The organism is Nitrosospira sp. Nsp14, from assembly GCF_900113575.1.
Taxonomy (GTDB): Bacteria; Pseudomonadota; Gammaproteobacteria; order Burkholderiales; family Nitrosomonadaceae; genus Nitrosospira.
This window is the reverse complement of the sequence record NZ_FOPV01000004.1, coordinates 84,140-102,395: the sequence shown is the minus strand read 5'-3', so window position 1 is coordinate 102,395 and position 18,256 is coordinate 84,140. Positions and strand designations below refer to the sequence as shown.

10 protein-coding genes are annotated in these 18,256 nt (G+C 54.5%); 2 read left to right on the top strand and 8 right to left on the bottom strand.

Annotated elements, in window-relative coordinates; translation table 11 throughout:
* Positions 1-23: 23 nt before the first annotated feature.
* The 7 genes from smbP to BM022_RS03855 all read right to left on the bottom strand — a co-directional run bounded on the left by smbP (position 24) and on the right by BM022_RS03855 (position 7,328).
* Positions 24-410, bottom strand: a complete 387-nt coding sequence (smbP, locus tag BM022_RS03895) for a small metal-binding protein SmbP (RefSeq protein ID WP_177191619.1) — start codon at positions 408-410, stop codon at positions 24-26.
* Positions 411-474: 64 nt separating this feature from the next.
* The gene (locus BM022_RS03890; RefSeq protein ID WP_091137043.1) at positions 475-1,509 is read right to left on the bottom strand and encodes a methyltransferase; all 1,035 of its coding nucleotides are present in this window, start codon (positions 1,507-1,509) and stop codon (positions 475-477) included.
* 96 nt (positions 1,510-1,605) lie between these two features.
* Positions 1,606-2,079: a PAS domain-containing protein gene (locus tag BM022_RS03885; protein ID WP_091137041.1), complete on the bottom strand. Its 474-nt coding sequence runs from the start codon at positions 2,077-2,079 to the stop codon at positions 1,606-1,608.
* 17 nt (positions 2,080-2,096) lie between these two features.
* Positions 2,097-2,591, bottom strand: coding sequence for an SRPBCC family protein (locus BM022_RS03880; protein ID WP_091137039.1), 495 nt, complete (start codon positions 2,589-2,591; stop codon positions 2,097-2,099).
* 355 nt (positions 2,592-2,946) lie between these two features.
* Complete coding sequence (locus BM022_RS03870; RefSeq protein ID WP_091137036.1) at positions 2,947-3,804, bottom strand: SDR family oxidoreductase; 858 nt, start codon at positions 3,802-3,804, stop codon at positions 2,947-2,949.
* Positions 3,805-4,224: 420 nt separating this feature from the next.
* Complete coding sequence (locus BM022_RS03860) at positions 4,225-6,210, bottom strand: AsmA family protein (protein WP_091137208.1); 1,986 nt, start codon at positions 6,208-6,210, stop codon at positions 4,225-4,227.
* Between the two features lie 389 nt (positions 6,211-6,599).
* The gene (locus tag BM022_RS03855) at positions 6,600-7,328 is read right to left on the bottom strand and encodes a Crp/Fnr family transcriptional regulator (RefSeq protein WP_091137034.1); all 729 of its coding nucleotides are present in this window, start codon (positions 7,326-7,328) and stop codon (positions 6,600-6,602) included.
* Positions 7,329-8,013: 685 nt separating this feature from the next.
* Between BM022_RS03855 and BM022_RS03845 the strand changes: the two genes are divergently transcribed.
* Complete coding sequence (locus tag BM022_RS03845; protein WP_091137030.1) at positions 8,014-16,722, top strand: GH36-type glycosyl hydrolase domain-containing protein; 8,709 nt, start codon at positions 8,014-8,016, stop codon at positions 16,720-16,722.
* Positions 16,723-16,970: 248 nt separating this feature from the next.
* Here the strand turns inward: BM022_RS03845 and BM022_RS03840 are convergent, their stop codons facing one another.
* Positions 16,971-17,465, bottom strand: a complete 495-nt coding sequence (locus BM022_RS03840; protein WP_177191618.1) for a cyclic nucleotide-binding domain-containing protein — start codon at positions 17,463-17,465, stop codon at positions 16,971-16,973.
* A gap of 425 nt (positions 17,466-17,890) precedes the next feature.
* Between BM022_RS03840 and BM022_RS03835 the strand changes: the two genes are divergently transcribed.
* On the top strand, positions 17,891-18,205 hold the full coding sequence (locus tag BM022_RS03835) for an ElaB/YgaM/YqjD family protein (protein ID WP_091137029.1): 315 nt from the start codon (positions 17,891-17,893) through the stop codon (positions 18,203-18,205).
* The last annotated feature ends 51 nt before the right edge of the window (positions 18,206-18,256 follow it).

Here is an 18,256-nt window from a genome sequence, read left to right as displayed (position 1 = left end):
AAATATGCGAGGATCCGCAGCGCTTACTTTGATTTATCCTTTTCCAGTAAATGCCAGGAGGCTCTCTCCGCAGCTTCGGTAGCATCCTTTACATCGCCTTCTTCCGCTTCCTCGATGGCGAGATCCATTTCTTCAAAAACCTCCCTGTCGTGTTCGGCCTTCTCATGCTCGCCATATATCGGCTTCTGCAGGTGCGTGTATGGATGTTCCTTATTCTCTTCGATCAGTTCCCTTTTTGCTTCCTGGGTATGGCTGCCCACTCCTTTCACATCGCCCTTCCTGCCGCTCTCAACCGCCTGTTCCAGATGCTTTTTGGCGTTTTCACCGTGATCTTCTTCGGCCTGAACCACAGCAGGGCAGGCCGCGACCGCAACCAGAATCATCCAGCAGCTCGGGTGGTATGTTTTCATTGAATCGCTCATGATCTTTAACCGAGATAAGTCAGATATCCGCTTGAGTAGAAGACCTGAAGGCCTAGCGTTTGACGCCGGTCACCGCGCTATAGTAGCCGAAGGCTGGGTACACCTGCGTGTCCTGAAAACCGGCAGCCTTCAACATCGCTGATAACTCGAGACCGGAATACGACTCTCCCTCTGTCCAGCCCATCATTAACATGCTATAGGCAGCGGGTGCGAAAGGTCCGGTCTTTTCATCGTTATAGAGCACATCGTGAATAATAATGCGTCCTCCTGATCCCAGGCTTGCGAAGCTTTTATCGGTGAGGAATTTGCACTTATCGGCAGGCCAATCGTGAAAAATGTTGGAATAGAAGTGCAGGTCGGCGTCCGGAAATGGATCATTCCACATGTCGGCGACATGTGTCTGGATGCGATCCTGCAGGCCATACTGAACGATGAACTCCTGGGTGACTTCGCAGATCGGCTCCAGGTCCAAAACGATTGCTTGCAGATCCTTTACCTTGAGCGTCGCGCCTATCGAATGAGCGCCTGACCCTCCGCCTATATCGAGCATTCGCCGGTGCCCTGCAAGGTTTATCGCATTTGGCCATGCGGAGGCGAGCGTCATGCTGATGCTGTGCATGCCGCGCGTGAATTTTCGCGCCAACTCGGCCTGTTCTTCATGGGATTTGTAAATATCTCCACCGCCGTAGGCCTGGGGCGAATCAGTAAGCACTGCCCTTTCCAGCCCGGCGTAGGAAAATGCCTCGGAATTATCGATCATCATGTCCCAGAAGAAACCAAAGTAGCTAGGGCTCTTTTCAAGGAGATAATCTTCCGCAAGCGGCGTAAGGGAGTAGCGCCCGTCGTGCAGGGAAAGAAAGCCCAATGCCGTGGCAGTCGATAAGATTGCCTCCGCCGGCCTTCTCTTGATGTTCAGTGACGCGCAAATCTCGGCCAGCGTGCGTGACCGCTGTTCGAGCAGCGAGAACACTTTCAGTCGGTGGGCGATGAGCAGCGCCGGGTATCCGTAAACCGCGAATATGACATCCCATACAGGCCGGTCGTCTCCTCGGGGTTGGTTTATCTTTACGGGTGGTTGCGGGGCCATAAAAATCCTCTTTTATTGATTGATTCGGTGGCTACACAGAATTCCCGGGCTTCAGGCCAATTGGTGTGGGAAACGTGTGATTCCCTGGACGCAATATCATGGCCGCGGAAGGAGCGAAGACAGCAAGCGCCGTGTATCGGCTTCCTGCTGCAGGCTGAATTTGGATAGCATCTCCCTGTTACGATTCACGTCATACTGAATGCCCAAATAATAAATGAGCCTCCCGTCGTTGTCGAAAAGCGGGGTGAGGCTTAAATGGTTGAAGAAAAGCTCCCCATCCTTGCGATAGTTGCGGATCGTGACTTCGATTGGTTGTTGTTTTTCGATGGCTTGCTTCATAGCAAAACGGGCTTCCTGCTCCCGGTCTTTTCCTTGAAGAAAACGACAGTTGCGGCCAAGGATCTCTTGCTGAGAATATCCGGTCATCGCCTCGAATTGTCGATTCGCATAAACGATGGGCAGGTCTTCCTGATCCGGATCCACGAGCGTGATGCCGTTCACCGAACTGTCCAGGATCTGGGACAAGATCTGGGGGATCAGTCCTGGGTCTTTTTCCACCACAAAGGTCATTCTTTTTCTCCTGGATATTAACGGGACGGGGTTGAGGATTTCGCCGTCTGTTTATTCGATTCAATTAAACGCTTCAGATTTCTCACCGTGCGCTCCGCGCCCTCCTGAATCACCACGCGAATCAGTTTCTCGAAAGGGCGCATGAACATTTGAATTTCGCTCAGCTCAAATGTAAAGGTCAGTTCAGTCGTTTTATCGAGATTACGTAATTCGTAAACACAACGGAATGGATCGGATACCCCGGCAAAGCTCAGGCGCTTGCCTGGCTCGTACACGTCGATCTTGAATTTGCTTTCAGTGCGGCGCCCCTGATCAATACGGACCTGCTTCGCAAGGGTGCCTAATTTCACAGGCCCCGCGCTGAGAGATTCAAGTTCCACGACTTCCGGCGACCATTTGGGATAATTCTCGAAGAAACCATCACCCACATACTTGAATATATCGCAAGGCGAGCATTCGACCAGAACGCTCGCCTTCGCTATGACAGGTTCCTTGGCGCCTAAACTGAACATACTTGGTGCCCCTGTTTGTCAGCCGGTAGGGCTAAAGGTTAAACTTCGGGCCGGGTAAAGATGCGATTTCGTTTTTTTTCGGCACCCTCACTGGCGCTGACCTGATACAACAGTGGAGCATCATAGCTTACCTGAGTCATCCTCGTGCGGGAAGAGGATATCTTTCTGAACGCCCGTACCATGGCAGAACGCGACCTGCTCGCCTTCGTTCACCAGAGGCCTGGCAACACGGAACAAGGACGGAAGCTTTTTTGCTTTAGCCGCTGGTGCCGGGCTGCGCCCAAGAAGGGGGATGTTAAAACTCCGCGGCCAGTCTCCTACATCGTTCGCGCGTTGACGGCACATTCCTTTTTCCCTATCCATTTACAATATTGCCGCCATTGGGATGCAGGACCTGACCTGAAATATAGGAACAATCTTTCGAAGCGAGAAAAACATAACACGGCGCGACTTCGTCAGGCTGGCCCGGCCGTTTCATTGGAACATTTTCCCCAAACTTGCCGACTTTCTCGGGCGGGAACGTGGAAGGAATCAATGGGGTCCATATGGGACCCGGCGCGACTGCATTCACCAGAATTTGGCGCTCGACTAATTGCAATGACAATGATCGTGTAAACGCCACGATCGCGCCTTTGGTGGCGGAATAGTCGAGCAGATGGGCGCTGCCTTTATACGCAGTGACGGAGGTAGTGTTGATTATTCGCGCCCCCTCTTTCAGGCGGGGCAGCACGGCCTTTACCATGTAAAACATGGAGAAGATATTAGTGCGGAAAGTTTTCTCAAGCTGGGTATTATCGATATCCATGATGTCTTCCCGAACATGCTGCTCGGCCGCATTATTGACCAGAATCTCGATATGACCGAACTCCGAGAGCGTTTTTGCCATGACCTCGGTACAGAAGTCTTCATTGCCCACGTCGCCCGCAATTAATACGCATCTTTTTCCGCATTGCTCGACTTCCTTTTTGGTATCGTTTGCGTCGCCGTGCTCGTTCAGATAGACCACAACGATGTCTGCGCCTTCCTTCGCGAACGCAACTGCGACAGCGCGGCCGATGCCGCTATCTCCACCCGTGATAATCGCGACCTTTGATTCCAGCTTGCCGCTGCCTTTATATCCTTCAACGGTTGAGTCGGGCTCGGGCGTCATCTCGGTCTCGATCCCCGGTTGTCGTTTTTGATGTTGTTCAGGAATTTTTTTCTCTTTCTCCATGATTAACCCCTCATTAATATCGATAAACAATGGATGTGGCCAGAATGGCGATTCGTTATCGGGAAACGTGAAAATGCAACGAGACGGGATCAGAACCGTCGTTCAGTGTTTTTTAGATTCCTTGTCCGATCCCGATTTTTTTTCCGCCCCCCGCCAGCTTGTTCTCCGTAGCCCAGGCGCGCCGCTTTGCCTCATCCTCAGGAACGCCCTTTTGCGCATACCCTTCTTCAATATGTTTCGCCTGACGTTTCTGCTTGTCGGTATAAGCGGACTTGTCGCCTCGTGGCGTGGTGTGCCTCCTTTTCAGAATTAATTGATCGAACCTAACGGCGCGACCGGCCGTTTAAAAAAGAACTTCGCGCAATACAACGATTACTGCTTCCACGCAAGTCCCTGGCACAAGGAAAGGCTGATGCGTTGCTATGGCTCCTTGAATACAGGTTTCTTGGCTTCGGTTTTTTTCTTATTTTCCTTTTTTGTTTTCAGCGGTTGCTTCACCGACGCGATGAGTGCCTTACAGTTGGCATCTTCGCCGGGAGCTGTCTCGATCAACGGTATCAGCGCGGCGAACGGAGTCGCGAGCGCGCCGAGCAGGGCTGCCGCACCGATGCGGATGGCGAGCATTTTGTCGGGATATATCGTGGGGTTTTTGAACGTGTCGGTGATATGAACAGGCGTGCGAAGACTTAATATACTGACGTCTTTTGGCTCCGGCGACAGCTTCATCTTGATGGTTTCCTCGAGCAAGCTTATCTGACCTTCGCCAAGGATATTCGTATCTGCCGTATCGATAACGAAACTTTCGGCGGTCATTACGCCTTTGCTGACGGCGAAATCGAGGACGGCGCAACGAACCGGGACGTTTTTATCGCCCGCAAAGAGGAATTTGATCACCTCGGCTGCGTCGAGCCCAATAATCTCAAGCAACAAGTTACTTATTTGACCGCCCGACATGATTAACGAGAAGCGTCCGTCAGCCGATCCCAACAGGCCGCCCACGGACTTGCCATGCGCTTTTATCCTGGTTGCACCCCCTATCAAGCCGGCGCTCCCGTGGGTAAGCTCGACCTTGGGCAAAAGTTTGGGTAACTGGAGCCGCTTCATATCGATCCTGGCTTCCCCAGACGGGATCTCCTCGCGTCCGTTTATCGTTACCGAGCCTACGATGTTTCCACCTGCGACCGCGAAGTCGAGGGGGTCGATGGTCATGAGACCGTTGTCGACCTTGAGATGGGTAACGACGTGCTCGACCGGCAAATCCTCGTTACGAATCGACTCCCCGGTAAACTTGACGTCCGCGTCCATCGCCTTTAGCCGATCCACCCTGAACTCCTGATCGGGTAGCAAGCGATCTTTTTGCGCTTCGATGGAAGCTTTCTTCTTTAGCTTCTCCTGCGGGCTATCCTGAGGCTGAGGAGCCTTTCTGGCGCCGATCGTGCCCTTTAAATCGTGGAGGTCGAGAACTTTCGATATTACTTCGCCGCGCAGCATCGGCCGTTCACCCCCGGTATCGAAAACCAGATCACCGCCCATGTCGCTGCTGCCTACCTCCCCCGAAAAGCCCTTCATGGCCCACTCGGTTTTTTGATGTGTGAGGTTTCCGGAAATACGATAGGGCGGGGAGGGGAAGAAGACGATGCCCGCTATCGGGTAGAGGGTGGACATATCGTCGCCCTCAATGGTTAGGCTCAGGTTCATGGACGCCAATTCCTGCAGCCCGGTAATGGTTCCCTCCGCCGTTGCGCGCGTCGTTCCTATTTCCGCCCGCGCTTTGATAGGATAGGGGATGGTCTTGTCCGTCAGGGAGGTCAATTCGCCGCCCAGGGCTTGAGCCGAAAAAGTCAAATCCGCATATGTGCCCTCCGCAGCTACGTTCAATGGCATTTCGCCCCCTGCCACCCCGGAATTGGTGGATATGGTTACATGCACATCCGTCTTGGTCTTTGGGTCTCGAAAGATAAGCTTGCCATCGTCGATGGCCAGCCTGCCAATTTTTGGCGGTTCGACTTCTTCTTCCGGCTTTTTCAGGTCCCAGTTCCGCTTCCCGTCCTCGCTTTTTTCCAGAATGATTTTTGGACTGGAAATCGATACTTCCGGGAGCACGATATCTCCAAGGATCAGATCCCACAGGCTGATCCGAAACGACGCTTTGCCAACGTCGAGCATTGGCTGTTCGGTACCCCATTCGGCATTCGCCAGCGAAATTCCCTCCGCGCTAATCAAGGGGTTGAGCGACAAGCTGACATCGAGGTCACCTCGAATTACGAATTCCCGACCGGTCTTCTCAGTGACCTGCCGTTCCGCGTACGGTTTGATCATATTCCAGTCGAACCAGACTGCGAGTATGACAATGAGCAGAAATAAAATGCCAATGACTGGCAGTAACCTTCGTGTACGAGCTCGCATGGCCAGCATAAACCTCGGTGTGCAAAGCATCAGAAGTGAACACAATCATACTTCTGCTACTGCGACCGTTCGGTACGTCAGCACACATATTCATTCTCATTCTCAAGATGCATATAAGTAGGTTGATACGATAAATAAATGAGAGAAATCCGATAAGATTGAAAGGTGTTCCGCTCTCCAGGCCGCAAACTGTATATGGAGGAAGGGGAGTGATGTTGCAGAAGCCTCTCCATCCAGGGGGTTATACGGCGAGGGAGATCGAGATCAGGAGGGGGAGTGATACGGCGGCCTGAGCCGATGCGGTGGGCTCAGGTTATGCTGCGCCAATTTGATCTGCTAAGCTCAGACAGAGCTTATCGGGCTTATTCATAGCGCCCAAATAGCCCAGTCTATCGGACGTTTCCCACGTCGCGTATAAGTCGTTCAAATTCTTTTCTTACGACTTCATAGCATTCGCACACATGCTTTTCCAATCCGCTCCGGTCAAGCACTGTGATATGGCCGCGGCGGTAGCGAATAATACCCGCCTGTTGCAACTTGCCCGCGGCTTCGGTAATGCCCTCGCGACGAACGCCTAGCATGCTGGCAATCAATTCCTGGGTCATGATGAGTTCCTCGGAATTCAGTCGGTCCAGCGTTAGCAGCAGCCAGCGGCTGAGCTGCTGCTCGATTGTGTGATGGCGATTACACACCGCTGTTTGAGAGATTTGCGTGATGAGCGCCTGAGTGTAACGCAACAGCAGGCGCTGCACGGATCCTCCCTGGTTGAACTCCTGCATCAACAGCGCCGCCTTCAGCCTATAGCCATGCCCAGCCGTTTGCACAGTGGCCCAGCTCGGGGTGCTCTCGCCGCCCATAAACAGGGAAACGCCGAGCATGCCTTCATTGCCCACTCCTGCGATTTCGGACGATGCGCCATTCTCCAGTATATAGTGCAAGGAGATGATGGTAGAAATGGGGAAGTAGACGTAAGACAGTCGTCCGCCCGACTCGCATAAGACGTCGCCAAGCGGCAGATGGACCAGCTCCAGATGGGGTTTCAGACGCTCGAACTCGGCTACCGGAAGGGCGGCGAGAAGTCGGTTCTGGTTGGGCTGATGTGGGGGAGAGCTTAGCATTCGATACAGAAATCTGTAAAAATAAGCGCAGCCTGGGGGCACAATAATCGAAAGTCTGCATGTGCCCGGCGCTCCCATTCCTCACCGGGCTGGTTCCCATCCAAACTTATAATAGCATGTATTCCCGTGAAATTTTTTTTGGCTATGGATAGCTTTTCAAGTATTCCATTAATATGCCAGCATTTTTGTGCGGTAGCGTACATACTACTGATGAGCCGGTTTTTTAATATCTTCAGCAAGCTTTCGGCAAGCGGTTACGGGGCCACTGCCGAGCGAACCCACTGGGGCGCGGCAACAATGCGCTCGCAATGCCGCAATTTGGCATATCATTAGCCATGAGACAGGCGGCGCAGGACGGAATGGCATGCAGTTCTTGGTTGTTCTTTCGTGTCACTTGGATAATGATGCGGTGGAGATCGGCGAAACGGCACTCCTTTCGCAAAAAATCGTGCTTACAAGAGAGAGCTCGACAATATCCAACATCTCCTCTTCCTTTTTTATTCATATTCCATACGATTCGCAGCCGAGAAAGGTTGGACCTGCGGTCGTTATAGCGTGCTAGTGTATTCTGAGATCATGACGACAATAGGACGTCGGTGCGTTCCACGTATTCTTCGACCAACGTCGGGACGATCATTATCACTAGTTTAGTACAGGGGAATAATCGACTTCAAGGCTGGGGCGCATGACTGTTTCTGAGCTTTTGCTTCGCTTCGCGACCCGCTATCGTGGTTTTCGCACCCAACGCGTGCCAATCAGGGAAGAGTTGCCCCTGCGGTCCGAGTTATTCAGCGCCGATCAGATGGAGTTGTACGGCGGGATCCTTGCGGCCTCGCACGAGTTGTCGTCTGGCCGAGGGACGGATCAGCTCCTGGCCCGGTTGGATGAGAATGAGAGCAAGTTATTCGCCATTGGCAGGGTGCTAACGGAAGCCGCCGCGGCTGATCAGCTGCTAACCCCCGCCGGCGAGTGGCTGTACGACAATTTCTATCTGATCGAGGAGCAGATCCGCCTCGCCAAGCGGCACCTCCCCAAGAGTTATAGCCGCGAATTGCCGCTCCTTGCAAATGGCACCTCCGCAGGCCTGCCGCGAGTTTATGACATTGCTCTTCAGGCCGTCTCGCACGGCGATGGAAGGGTGGACACGGAGAGTCTGAGGCGTTTTATCGCGGCATATCAGGGGGTCGCCAACCTTCGACTGGGGGAATTATGGGCGATCCCGATCATGCTAAGGTTGTCATTGATTGAGAATCTCCGCCGTGTCGGCGTACGTGTCGCCGCCGGACGAATAGATCGTAGTCTCGCCGATAGCTGGGCTGACGAGATCACGCGCGTCGCAGACAAAGATCCGAAGAGCCTGGTGCTCATCATCGCCGATATGGCCCGGTCTGATCCTCCAATGACGACCTCTTTTATTTCGGAACTGGCGCGTCGCTTGCAGGGACAGGGCCCTTCCCTGGCGCTTCCGTTAACGTGGATCGAGCAAAGGCTTGCGGAATCAAACCAGACCATCGATCAGATGGTGCAACTCGGGAATCAGCAGCAAGCGGCCGATCAGGTTTCCATTTCGAACAGCATTCATAGTTTGCGCACCTTGGGCGCAATCGACTGGCGCGAATTTGTAGAAGCCATCAGCATTGTCGAACGAACGTTGCGTGAGGATCCGGGCGGGGTTTATGGGCGCATGGATTTTTCCAGCCGTGATCGCTACCGGCACGCTGTAGAGCGTTTGGCTAGGACAAGTCAATTATCGGAAGTTGACGTGGCGCGTGAAGCCCTGCGATTGGCGCGCGAGGCCGAGGCAAGCGGGCACGGGAATGCGAGGGCGCACGTCGGTTTTTATCTGGTTGACTCGGGATTGCCCATCCTTGAAACGGCGGTACCGGTTCAGCTCCCGGTATCAGAGCGGTTTTTCAGGATAGCCCGGCGCTACCCGTTGTTCAGTTACCTTGGTGCAATCGCGCTCATCACGCTACCGTTGACCCTAAACCTCGTCGTGGAAGCGCAGGCGGAGGGCGCGAATGGCTGGCTATTGGGCTTGCTGGCGGTTTTGTCATTATTCGCGATGAGTCAAGTCGCCATAGCGCTGGTCAATTGGCTCTCTTCTCTGCTGGTGACGCCCCATTCGCTGCCGCGTATGGATTTCGCCAAGGGAATCCCGCCCGAATTTCGGACACTGGTGGTGGTCCCAACCATCCTTGCCAACGAGTCGGAGGTGAGCCGGCTTGTCGAGGCGCTTGAAGTTAAATTCTTGGCAAATCAGGACAACAATCTTTCTTTCGCCCTGTTGAGTGATTTTCGCGACGCGGCCCAGGAAAAGCTTCCGGAAGACGACTCCTTATTGCAGCTTGCGCAAACAAGTATCGAGGCTCTGAATAAAAAATATGCCCACCGTGCGGGCGCGGATGACAGTGCGGAGAAAGGAGCGCGCCCCACGGGCGATAGCGGCGATCCATTTTTCCTGTTTCATCGTCCGCGTCGATGGAATCCCCACGAACAGGCCTGGATGGGCCACGAGCGCAAACGCGGGAAACTTGCCGACCTGAACGCGTTTTTGCGTGGGGGAGGGAGCGATGCGTTTTCCGCAATCGTCGGCAACACAGCGGTGTTATCGGAAGTCAGGTATGTCATCACCCTCGATACCGACACGCAGTTGCCCCGCGAGACAGCTCATCAATTGGTGGGTGCAATGGCTCATCCCTTAAACCGGCCACGGCTCGATCTCCCTTGTGCAGAAGGAGATTTTGACCGTGTTACCGAGGGGTATGGAATTCTGCAGCCACGGATAGGGGTGAACCTCTCCAGCACAAACCGGTCGGAATACGCGCGCCTCTTTGGCGGAGAGGCTGGCATCGATCCCTATACCCGTATTGTCTCGGATGTATATCAGGATCTGTTCTACGAAGGGTCGTTCATAGGCAAGGGAATTTATGACATCGACGCCTTCGAGCGCACACTCTGCCGCCGTTTTCCCGAGAACCGCATTTTGAGCCATGACCTCCTCGAGGGCTGTTACGTCCGCTCGGGTTTGTTGAGCGACGTTCAGTTGTACGAAGAGTTCCCATTCAGTTATCGTGCTGATGTCAGCAGGCGCCATCGATGGATACGCGGAGACTGGCAACTCGCAAGCTGGCTGCTATGGCGCGTACCCGGCGCGCACGGTGATTATCAGCCTAATCTTTTATCGGCATTGTCGCGATGGAAGCTGATGGATAATCTTCGTCGCAGCTTGGTGCCGGTCGCCCTGGTGCTGTTGGTCTTGCTCGGATGGATCATCTTACCGGAGCCAGCGTTCTGGACCAGCGTGGTAATTTTCGTGCTCGCCCTTCCGGCAGTGACAGCAGTTGTTTCAGATTTGTCGAGCAAGCCGCTTGAAGTTCCCTGGCGACAGCATCTCATTATCTCCTCGCGCACGGCAAAACGGAATTTTGGCCAGGCTATATTCGCGTTGGCTTCCCTGCCGTATGAGGCTTATTTCAGTCTCGACGCAATATGGCGTACCCATGTGCGACTGTTTATCACCCGCCGCCGATTGCTGGAGTGGACGCCCTCGCACGCAGTCGAACGGGAGTCCGAATCGGCGGTGGCTAAGACCCGGCGCGCTGGCGTCGCCAATACGTTTCGAACCATGTGGATCGCACCTGCTATTGCCTTGGGGGCAGCCACGGCAATAGCAGTTTCAGCGCCTTTAACGTTGATTGTCGCAATGCCATTACTATTGTTGTGGGCAGGTTTCCCGGTTATCGCCTGGTGGGTAAGTCAGCCGTTGCGGCCACGGGCGGCAGAGTTGAACGTCGCGCAGATCCTCTTTTTACGGCAGATTGCACGCAGAACCTGGTATTTTTTTGAGACCTTTGTTGGCCCCAAAGAAAACTGGCTGCCACCCGATAATTTTCAGGAGCACCCGGTCGCCACCGTTGCGCATCGGACATCGCCCACCAACATGGGTTTGTCTCTCCTGGCGAATCTTGCTGCCTATGACTTTGGATACATCAGCACGGGACAGTTGGTGGAGCGAACGACAAATACCTTGCGTTCGATGGAAACCCTGGAACGGTACGCCGGCCATTTTTACAACTGGTACGACACTCAGACCAAAGCCCCGTTGACGCGCTACGTCTCAACGGTGGACAGCGGTAACCTCGCGGGCCATCTGCTTACATTAAGGGCCGGCCTATTGGAAATAATCGATACGCCGGTTATTCGGGAACAAGTATTTTTGGGACTGGGCGAAACGTTCCGGATTCTCCAGGAAGAGGCTGGGTCGGGAGCGGTGCCATCCCTGGCTCAATTCGAACAAGCCCTCGTAACTGCAACGGGAGTTCGTCTCATCACCATCGCCAGCGCGCGTGCTGATCTCGACTGGCTTGCCAGTTGCTCCAGGGACATTTTGCGCGAGCTTTCCGGGCAGCCGTCGGCTACCGCCGGGAGCGAGGCGATTGAATGGGCACAGGCATTGAACAGGCAATGCGAAAGTGCCCTGAGCGAATTGATCGATCTTCTGCCTCAGAATTTATTGACCGCCGCGACGGCGGACGAAGATGCTGCCACGCAAACCTCGGGCATGCCTTCGCTACGACAGCTTGCGGATCAGAGCAGCCCATTGGCGCGGGACTGGGTGGCCACGATTGAGCGCCTGGCGTCTCAGTCGGGTGAAATGGCGCAGATGAAGTATGGGTTCTTGTTTAATCATGCACAACGGCAGCTTGCCATTGGTTATAACGTCGGCGAGCATCGCCTCGATCAAAGTTATTATGATCTGCTCGCGTCAGAGGCGAGGCTGTGCAATTTTGTGGCCATTGCACAAGGGGAACTTCCACAGGAAAGCTGGTTTGCGCTGGGGCGACTGCTAACTACCTATGGTGGCGAGGCGGCATTGCTCTCCTGGAGTGGTTCGATGTTTGAATACCTTATGCCGCTGCTGGTTATGCCCACCTTCGATAATACGTTGCTCGATCAGACCTGTAAGGCGGCGGTCAGGCGGCAGATCGATTATGGAGAGGAACGCAGCGTTCCCTGGGGTATCTCCGAATCAGGGTATAACGCTGTAGACGTTCAATTCAACTATCAGTATCGCGCATTTGGTGTTCCGGGACTGGGGCTCAAGCGCGGCTTGGGGGAGGATCTGGTGGTGGCGCCATACGCTTGCGTCCTGGCGCTGATGGTCGAAGCTGAAGCCGCATGCGATAACCTTCAGCAGATGGCGGCCGACGGCATAGCGGGCCGATTCGGGTTTTATGAGGCCGTCGATTATACGCCGTCGCGTTTAAGGCGGGGCGAAACGCGCGCCGTGGTGCGTTCATTTATGGCTCATCATCAGGGCATGAGCCTGCTGTCGCTGGCATATCTGTTGCTCGACAAACCGATGCAACGACGCTTTACCGCTGAACCTTTGTTCCGAGCAACGATGCTATTGCTCCAGGAGCGGATTCCGAAGGCTTCCGTTATCCGCACCCCTGCCGCCGAGCTACCGGATGTGAAAGTGGTCAAAGAGCTTCCGGAAATGCCGTTGCGACTGCTCTCGAGCGCAAATACGCCGGTGCCCGAGGTGCAGCTTCTTTCAAACGGCCGTTACCACGTCATGGTAACGAATGCCGGTGGGGGAAGAAGCCGTTGGCGGGATCTGGCGGTAACGCGGTGGCGGGAGGATAGCACGCGCGATAACTGGGGAAATTTCTGTTATCTCCGCGATGTGGCAACTGGAGAGTTCTGGTCAAACACGTACCAGCCCACGTGTAAAGAGCCTAAGCGGTACGGGGTGGTCTTTTCTGAAGGGAGGGTCGAGTTCCGGCGACGCGACCTTGACTTTGACACTCATACCGAAATCACGGTGTCGCCGGAAGATGACATAGAGATACGCCGTGTGCGTATCACCAACCGGGCCTGGACCCGGCGGTCGATCGAGATCACATCCTATGCCGAGGTAGTGCTTGCGCCGCCTTCGGCTGACGCTCAAGCGCCGTCCTTCGGTAATCTTTTTGTGCAAACCGAGATATTGGCCGACCGGCATGCGATCCTTTGCAGCCGGCGCCCGCGTTCGCATACGGACCTGGTGCCGTGGATGCTGCATCTCATGACCGTTCATGGCGTGGAAACGGAAAAAGTCTCGTACGAAACTGACCGCAAGGCTTTTATCGGCAGGGGAAACGATGTATCCGCACCCAGCGCCTTGACTGATGCGGCGCCGCTTTCTGGCAGCGCAGGCTCGGTATTGGATCCTATTGTGGCGATTCGCAAGCTCGTAACCATCGACCCGGGCGAATCGGCGACGATAGATATCGTCACTGGGGCCGGCGACTCTCGCCATGCCGTGATGCATCTGGTGGAAAAATATCAGGATCATCATTTGAAAAATCGTGTTTTCGATCTTGCGTGGACGCACAGTTTAGTCGTGTTGCGCCAGCTCAATGCAACTGAAGCCGATGCGCAACTCTATGGCAGGCTGGCTGGCTCTGTGCTGTACGCCAATACCTATCTACGGGCCGAAGCAGCTGTCCTGAGCAAAAACCAGCGCAGCCAGTCAGGGTTGTGGGGGTACGCGATTTCGGGCGATCTGCCAATCGTCCTGCTGCAGGTTAGCGAGGCGGACAGCATCCAACTGGTGCGCCAGTTGATCCAGGCGCACGCCTATTGGCGGGTTAAGGGTCTCGCTGTTGATCTGGTGATCTGGAACGAAGATCATTCAAGTTATCGCCAGGTTCTGCATGACCATATCATGGGGCTCGTGGCCGGCAGCGCCGAGGCCCATTTGCTCGACCGCCCCGGTGGCATTTTTCTCCGCCGCGCGGAGCAGATCGCTCCCGAAGACCGTATTTTGCTGCAGACGGTGGCGCGTGTGATCATTCTTGACAGCAAGGGCAGTTTGAATGAGCAGTTAACCCGTCGCGTACCGACGGAGTTGCCGGAGGCGCGCCCCAGATCATTGCAGAGCCGGCGACCCGCTCCCGGACAAGGACCGCCGCTGCCGCATCGGGAACTGCTTTTCTTCAACGGACTGGGAGGTTTCACCAGGGATGGCCGTGAATATGTGATCACGCTGGAACAGGGCCAGACGACACCGGCGCCATGGGCAAATATCATTGCCAACCCGCAGCTCGGGACAGTGATCTCTGAAAGCGGGCAAGCGTATACCTGGTGTGACAATGCGCACGAGTTTCGGCTGACGCCATGGAACAACGACCCCGTGTGCGATCACGGGGGGGAAGCATATTATCTACGGGACGAAGAAAACGACTATTTCTGGTCGCCGTGCCCACTGCCGAAGCGAGGCGAGACACCATATGTTATCCGGCATGGATTCGGCTACAGCGCGTTTGAGCACACCGAAGTGGGAATTCGCTCGGAGCTGCTGGTTTATGTCGCGACGGAGGCGCCGGTGAAGTTTGCGGTGCTGACTGTGCATAATGAATCCGGCCGATCGCGCAAAATCTCCGCAACCGGATGTATTGAATGGGTGCTGGGGGACTTGCCCGAGAAAGGCCGAATGCATGTCGTATCCGAAATCGACGCGGACAGCGGCGTAATGCTTGCGCGCAATCCATACAACAACGAGTTTAACGGCCGTGTTGCTTTTTTCGATGTGGACGACGAGGAAAGAAGCGTGACCGGCGACCGGACGGAATTTATCGGGCGCAATGGAAAATTAAGCGATCCCGCTGCGATGGCGGCGAAAAAACTCTCCGGGCGCGTAGGACCAGGGCTTGATCCCTGCGGCGCTATCAGAGTTGCGTTTGAGTTGCTCGACGGCCAAACGCGCCAAATCGTATTCCGTTTAGGGGTCGGAACTGACGCAGGAGATGCTTTAAAGGTTGCGCAACGCTTTCGCGGCCAAGCGGTTGCGCAAGAGGTTCGTGAGGCGGTACACCGCTATTGGGAGCACACCTTGAGGGCGGTCCAAGTTGAGACGCCTGATCCATCTGTAAATGTAATGATGAATGGCTGGCTGGTCTATCAGGTGATGGCCTGCCGCCTGTGGGGACGTAGCGGCTATTACCAGTCGGGCGGTGCGTTTGGATTTCGCGATCAGTTGCAGGATGTAATGGCGCTGGTACACGCTGAGCCAGCGCTTCTGCGGGAACATCTTCTCCGGGCCGCGTCGCGTCAATTCGTTGAAGGAGATGTCCAGCATTGGTGGCACCCGCCGGGTGGGCGGGGCATCCGCAGCCGATGTTCGGATGACTATCTCTGGCTGCCTTTGGCGGCGTGTCGTTATGTTGCCACGACCGGCGATATAGAAGTGCTGGATGAGACCGTTTCCTACCTGGAAGGCCGTCCTGTCGCGGCTGATGAAGAATCCTACTACGACCTTCCGATTCATTCCGGACAAACGTCCACATTATATGAGCACTGCGTGCGCGCCCTTGTGCATGGTTTGCGATTTGGCGAACACGGCCTGCCATTGATGGGTACCGGAGATTGGAATGATGGCATGAACCTGGTCGGCTTTCATGGACGTGGCGAGAGTGTCTGGCTGGCCTTTTTTCTCTATGACATCCTCATTCAGTTTTCAGAGCTGGCCACCCGTCATGGGGATGCAACCTTTGCCGGGCGCTGTCAAAAGGAGGCCGGGATTTTACAGGCCAACATTGAACAGCATGCCTGGGATGGCAACTGGTACCGTCGAGCCTATTTCGATGATGGTACGCCGCTCGGGTCCACCACCAACCAGGAATGCCGGATCGATTCGGTTTCGCAGAGCTGGTCGGTATTGTCCGGGGCCGCCCCCAAGGAGCGCCAGCGCCAGGCCATGGAGGCGGTAAATCAGCATCTCGTCCGGGGCGACGCGAAACTTATTCAGCTTCTTGACCCGCCGTTCGATCAGTCGCCCTTGAATCCCGGTTATATAAAAGGCTATGTGCCGGGAGTGCGGGAAAACGGTGGTCAATATACTCATGCTGCAGTATGGACGACGATGGCGTTCGCGATGCTGGGCGACCAGGAGCGCGCATGGAAGCTGCTCGCCATGATCAACCCGGTCAACCATACGCGTACGCAAGAGACGGTGGCCGTTTACAAAGTTGAACCGTACGTCGTTGCAGCCGATGTGTATGCGGTTTTACCTCATGTCGGCCGTGGCGGCTGGTCCTGGTATACCGGTTCCGCCGGTTGGCTGTATCGCCTGATGCTTGAAACGCTCCTAGGCGTTATGCTGGAAGGCGGAAAGCTGCACCTCAAACCTTGCCTGCCGAGTGAGTGGGACAGGTTTACATTGGATTACCGCTATAAGGAAACAACCTACCATATCACCGTTCTCCGGGCTGGTGGAATGAGCAAGGCAGGTATTGCCATTGATGGAGTCGATCAGTCCAACAATTTCGTTTCACTCGTCGACGATCGGGTTTCTCATGCTGTCGAGGTTCGGATTGGGGCGGCGGAAGGGGAAACGGCTGAGTAGGGGGGAGCCGCGCAAGATTTGGGTGAAGGGAAAGCCGGCAGAAGAAACGGATTTGTGCCCTTCGATCAACTGCTTTCCGTTACTTTATACTGCGTAACGGTTTTAGGGGGGATAGCGAGCAAACCTTCGTCATCATTACCTCCCGAAGAGGAATCCATGCATGAGAGCTTTACCCGACGTCCCCTGGAATTAAGGCAACCTTCTTGCAGGTAACACATAAAAACCGTCTCATGCGTTTTTTGCGTTACTCAGGCTGAAGGGCTGGTCGAGCAGACGAGAGGCAAACCGGTTTTGGTTTTAAAAGCCGGCGTAAGGTTGGCGATCGCGCTTTGGGCAATTCTCGTCATCAAGCTCTGCGTGTGACTTTGGAGCAAGCAGCGGAGCGGGCTGCCTAGCTCGAACTCGCGTCTAAGATGGGCCGCCCGCAGCACATAGCTATATCCGGCTGTCTCAACCATTGCCAGACTGGGCGTGTTTTTTCGGCCCATCAGCATGGAAATGCCGAAGACGCCCTCGTTACCGATAACCGCTATCGCAGTCGATTCCATACCCCTGACGGCAGCAAACAGGGAAATGACGCTGGTGGTAGGGAAATATATGAGGTCCAATTCCCCCCCATGTTCATAAACTGTCCAGCCTTCAGGGAGCGACACGAGCTCAAGGCAGGATCTGAGCCGCTCATAATCCGCTTCCGGCAGGGCAGCTAAAAAAAGGTTTTGCTTCGCAGTATGTAAGTTCGACATTCCCTTCCTCGGTTTGATCTGGATTGAAGGTCAACTGTCAGGCTTTATCCACTTCAAGAGCCCTGACAATTCCCGGTAACGAATCTCGGATGCATCTCAACCGGCATCAAGAGAGTAACGGCCTTGGCCATCAGGAGGACACCAGCGACGCAGGAGACTACAGAGTACTGCCTCGCTTGAATGGCTGTATGTGCGCTGGCAGACAGACTGAGCAGTAGAGAACAAATATTCTACGGGGTAGAGCGGGTGGACGGAGTGGCGCCGCTGGAAGTAATCGATATTATTGATCAGTTATTTCCTGTCACAATGCCAACTTACTCCATTACTCGGTGCGTCAACAACAAATAGAAGAACGGGATCAAAGAATACCGATGATCTCATGACATCGAACAGTGCGGGCAGATTTATTTTTATTGGAGGACGTAATGGCGAGAATTGTTAAAGATAGCAAGGACAAGCTAATCAAGGATTTCCATTCGGTAATCTCGGATACCGAAGAATTAATGAAATCAGTGAGCAACGAAAGTGGTGGGACGGCCCAAGCTTTGCGCACCAAGATCGAAGAGAACTTGAAGCAGGCTAGGGAATATCTGGAAGATTTTGAGGATTCGGTAATCGACAGGTCGAGAACCGCAGCACGGGCAACCGATGAATACGTTCATGAAAATGCCTGGCAGACCATCGGATTAGCGATTGGCGTAGGCATCTTAATAGGATATCTGATTAGCGACCGGGACTGATCGATCACTTGAGTTTGAACGGTGCCGCGGGCCGCAGCAAAAGCAGTCCGC

Excerpts from the sequence above, each read along its gene's own strand:
- BM022_RS03880 (WP_091137039.1), bottom strand. The coding sequence starts at position 2,591 with ATGTTCAGTTTAGGCGCCAAGGAACCTGTCATAGCGAAGGCGAGCGTT.
- BM022_RS03870 (WP_091137036.1), bottom strand. The coding sequence starts at position 3,804 with ATGGAGAAAGAGAAAAAAATTCCTGAACAACATCAAAAACGACAACCG.
- BM022_RS03860 (WP_091137208.1), bottom strand. The coding sequence starts at position 6,210 with ATGCGAGCTCGTACACGAAGGTTACTGCCAGTCATTGGCATTTTATTT.
- BM022_RS03845 (WP_091137030.1), top strand. The coding sequence starts at position 8,014 with ATGACTGTTTCTGAGCTTTTGCTTCGCTTCGCGACCCGCTATCGTGGT.
- BM022_RS03885 (WP_091137041.1), bottom strand. The coding sequence starts at position 2,079 with ATGACCTTTGTGGTGGAAAAAGACCCAGGACTGATCCCCCAGATCTTG.
- BM022_RS03840 (WP_177191618.1), bottom strand. The coding sequence starts at position 17,465 with ATGTCGAACTTACATACTGCGAAGCAAAACCTTTTTTTAGCTGCCCTG.
- BM022_RS03890 (WP_091137043.1), bottom strand. The coding sequence starts at position 1,509 with ATGGCCCCGCAACCACCCGTAAAGATAAACCAACCCCGAGGAGACGAC.
- BM022_RS03855 (WP_091137034.1), bottom strand. The coding sequence starts at position 7,328 with ATGCTAAGCTCTCCCCCACATCAGCCCAACCAGAACCGACTTCTCGCC.
- BM022_RS03835 (WP_091137029.1), top strand. The coding sequence starts at position 17,891 with ATGGCGAGAATTGTTAAAGATAGCAAGGACAAGCTAATCAAGGATTTC.
- smbP (WP_177191619.1), bottom strand. The coding sequence starts at position 410 with ATGAAAACATACCACCCGAGCTGCTGGATGATTCTGGTTGCGGTCGCG.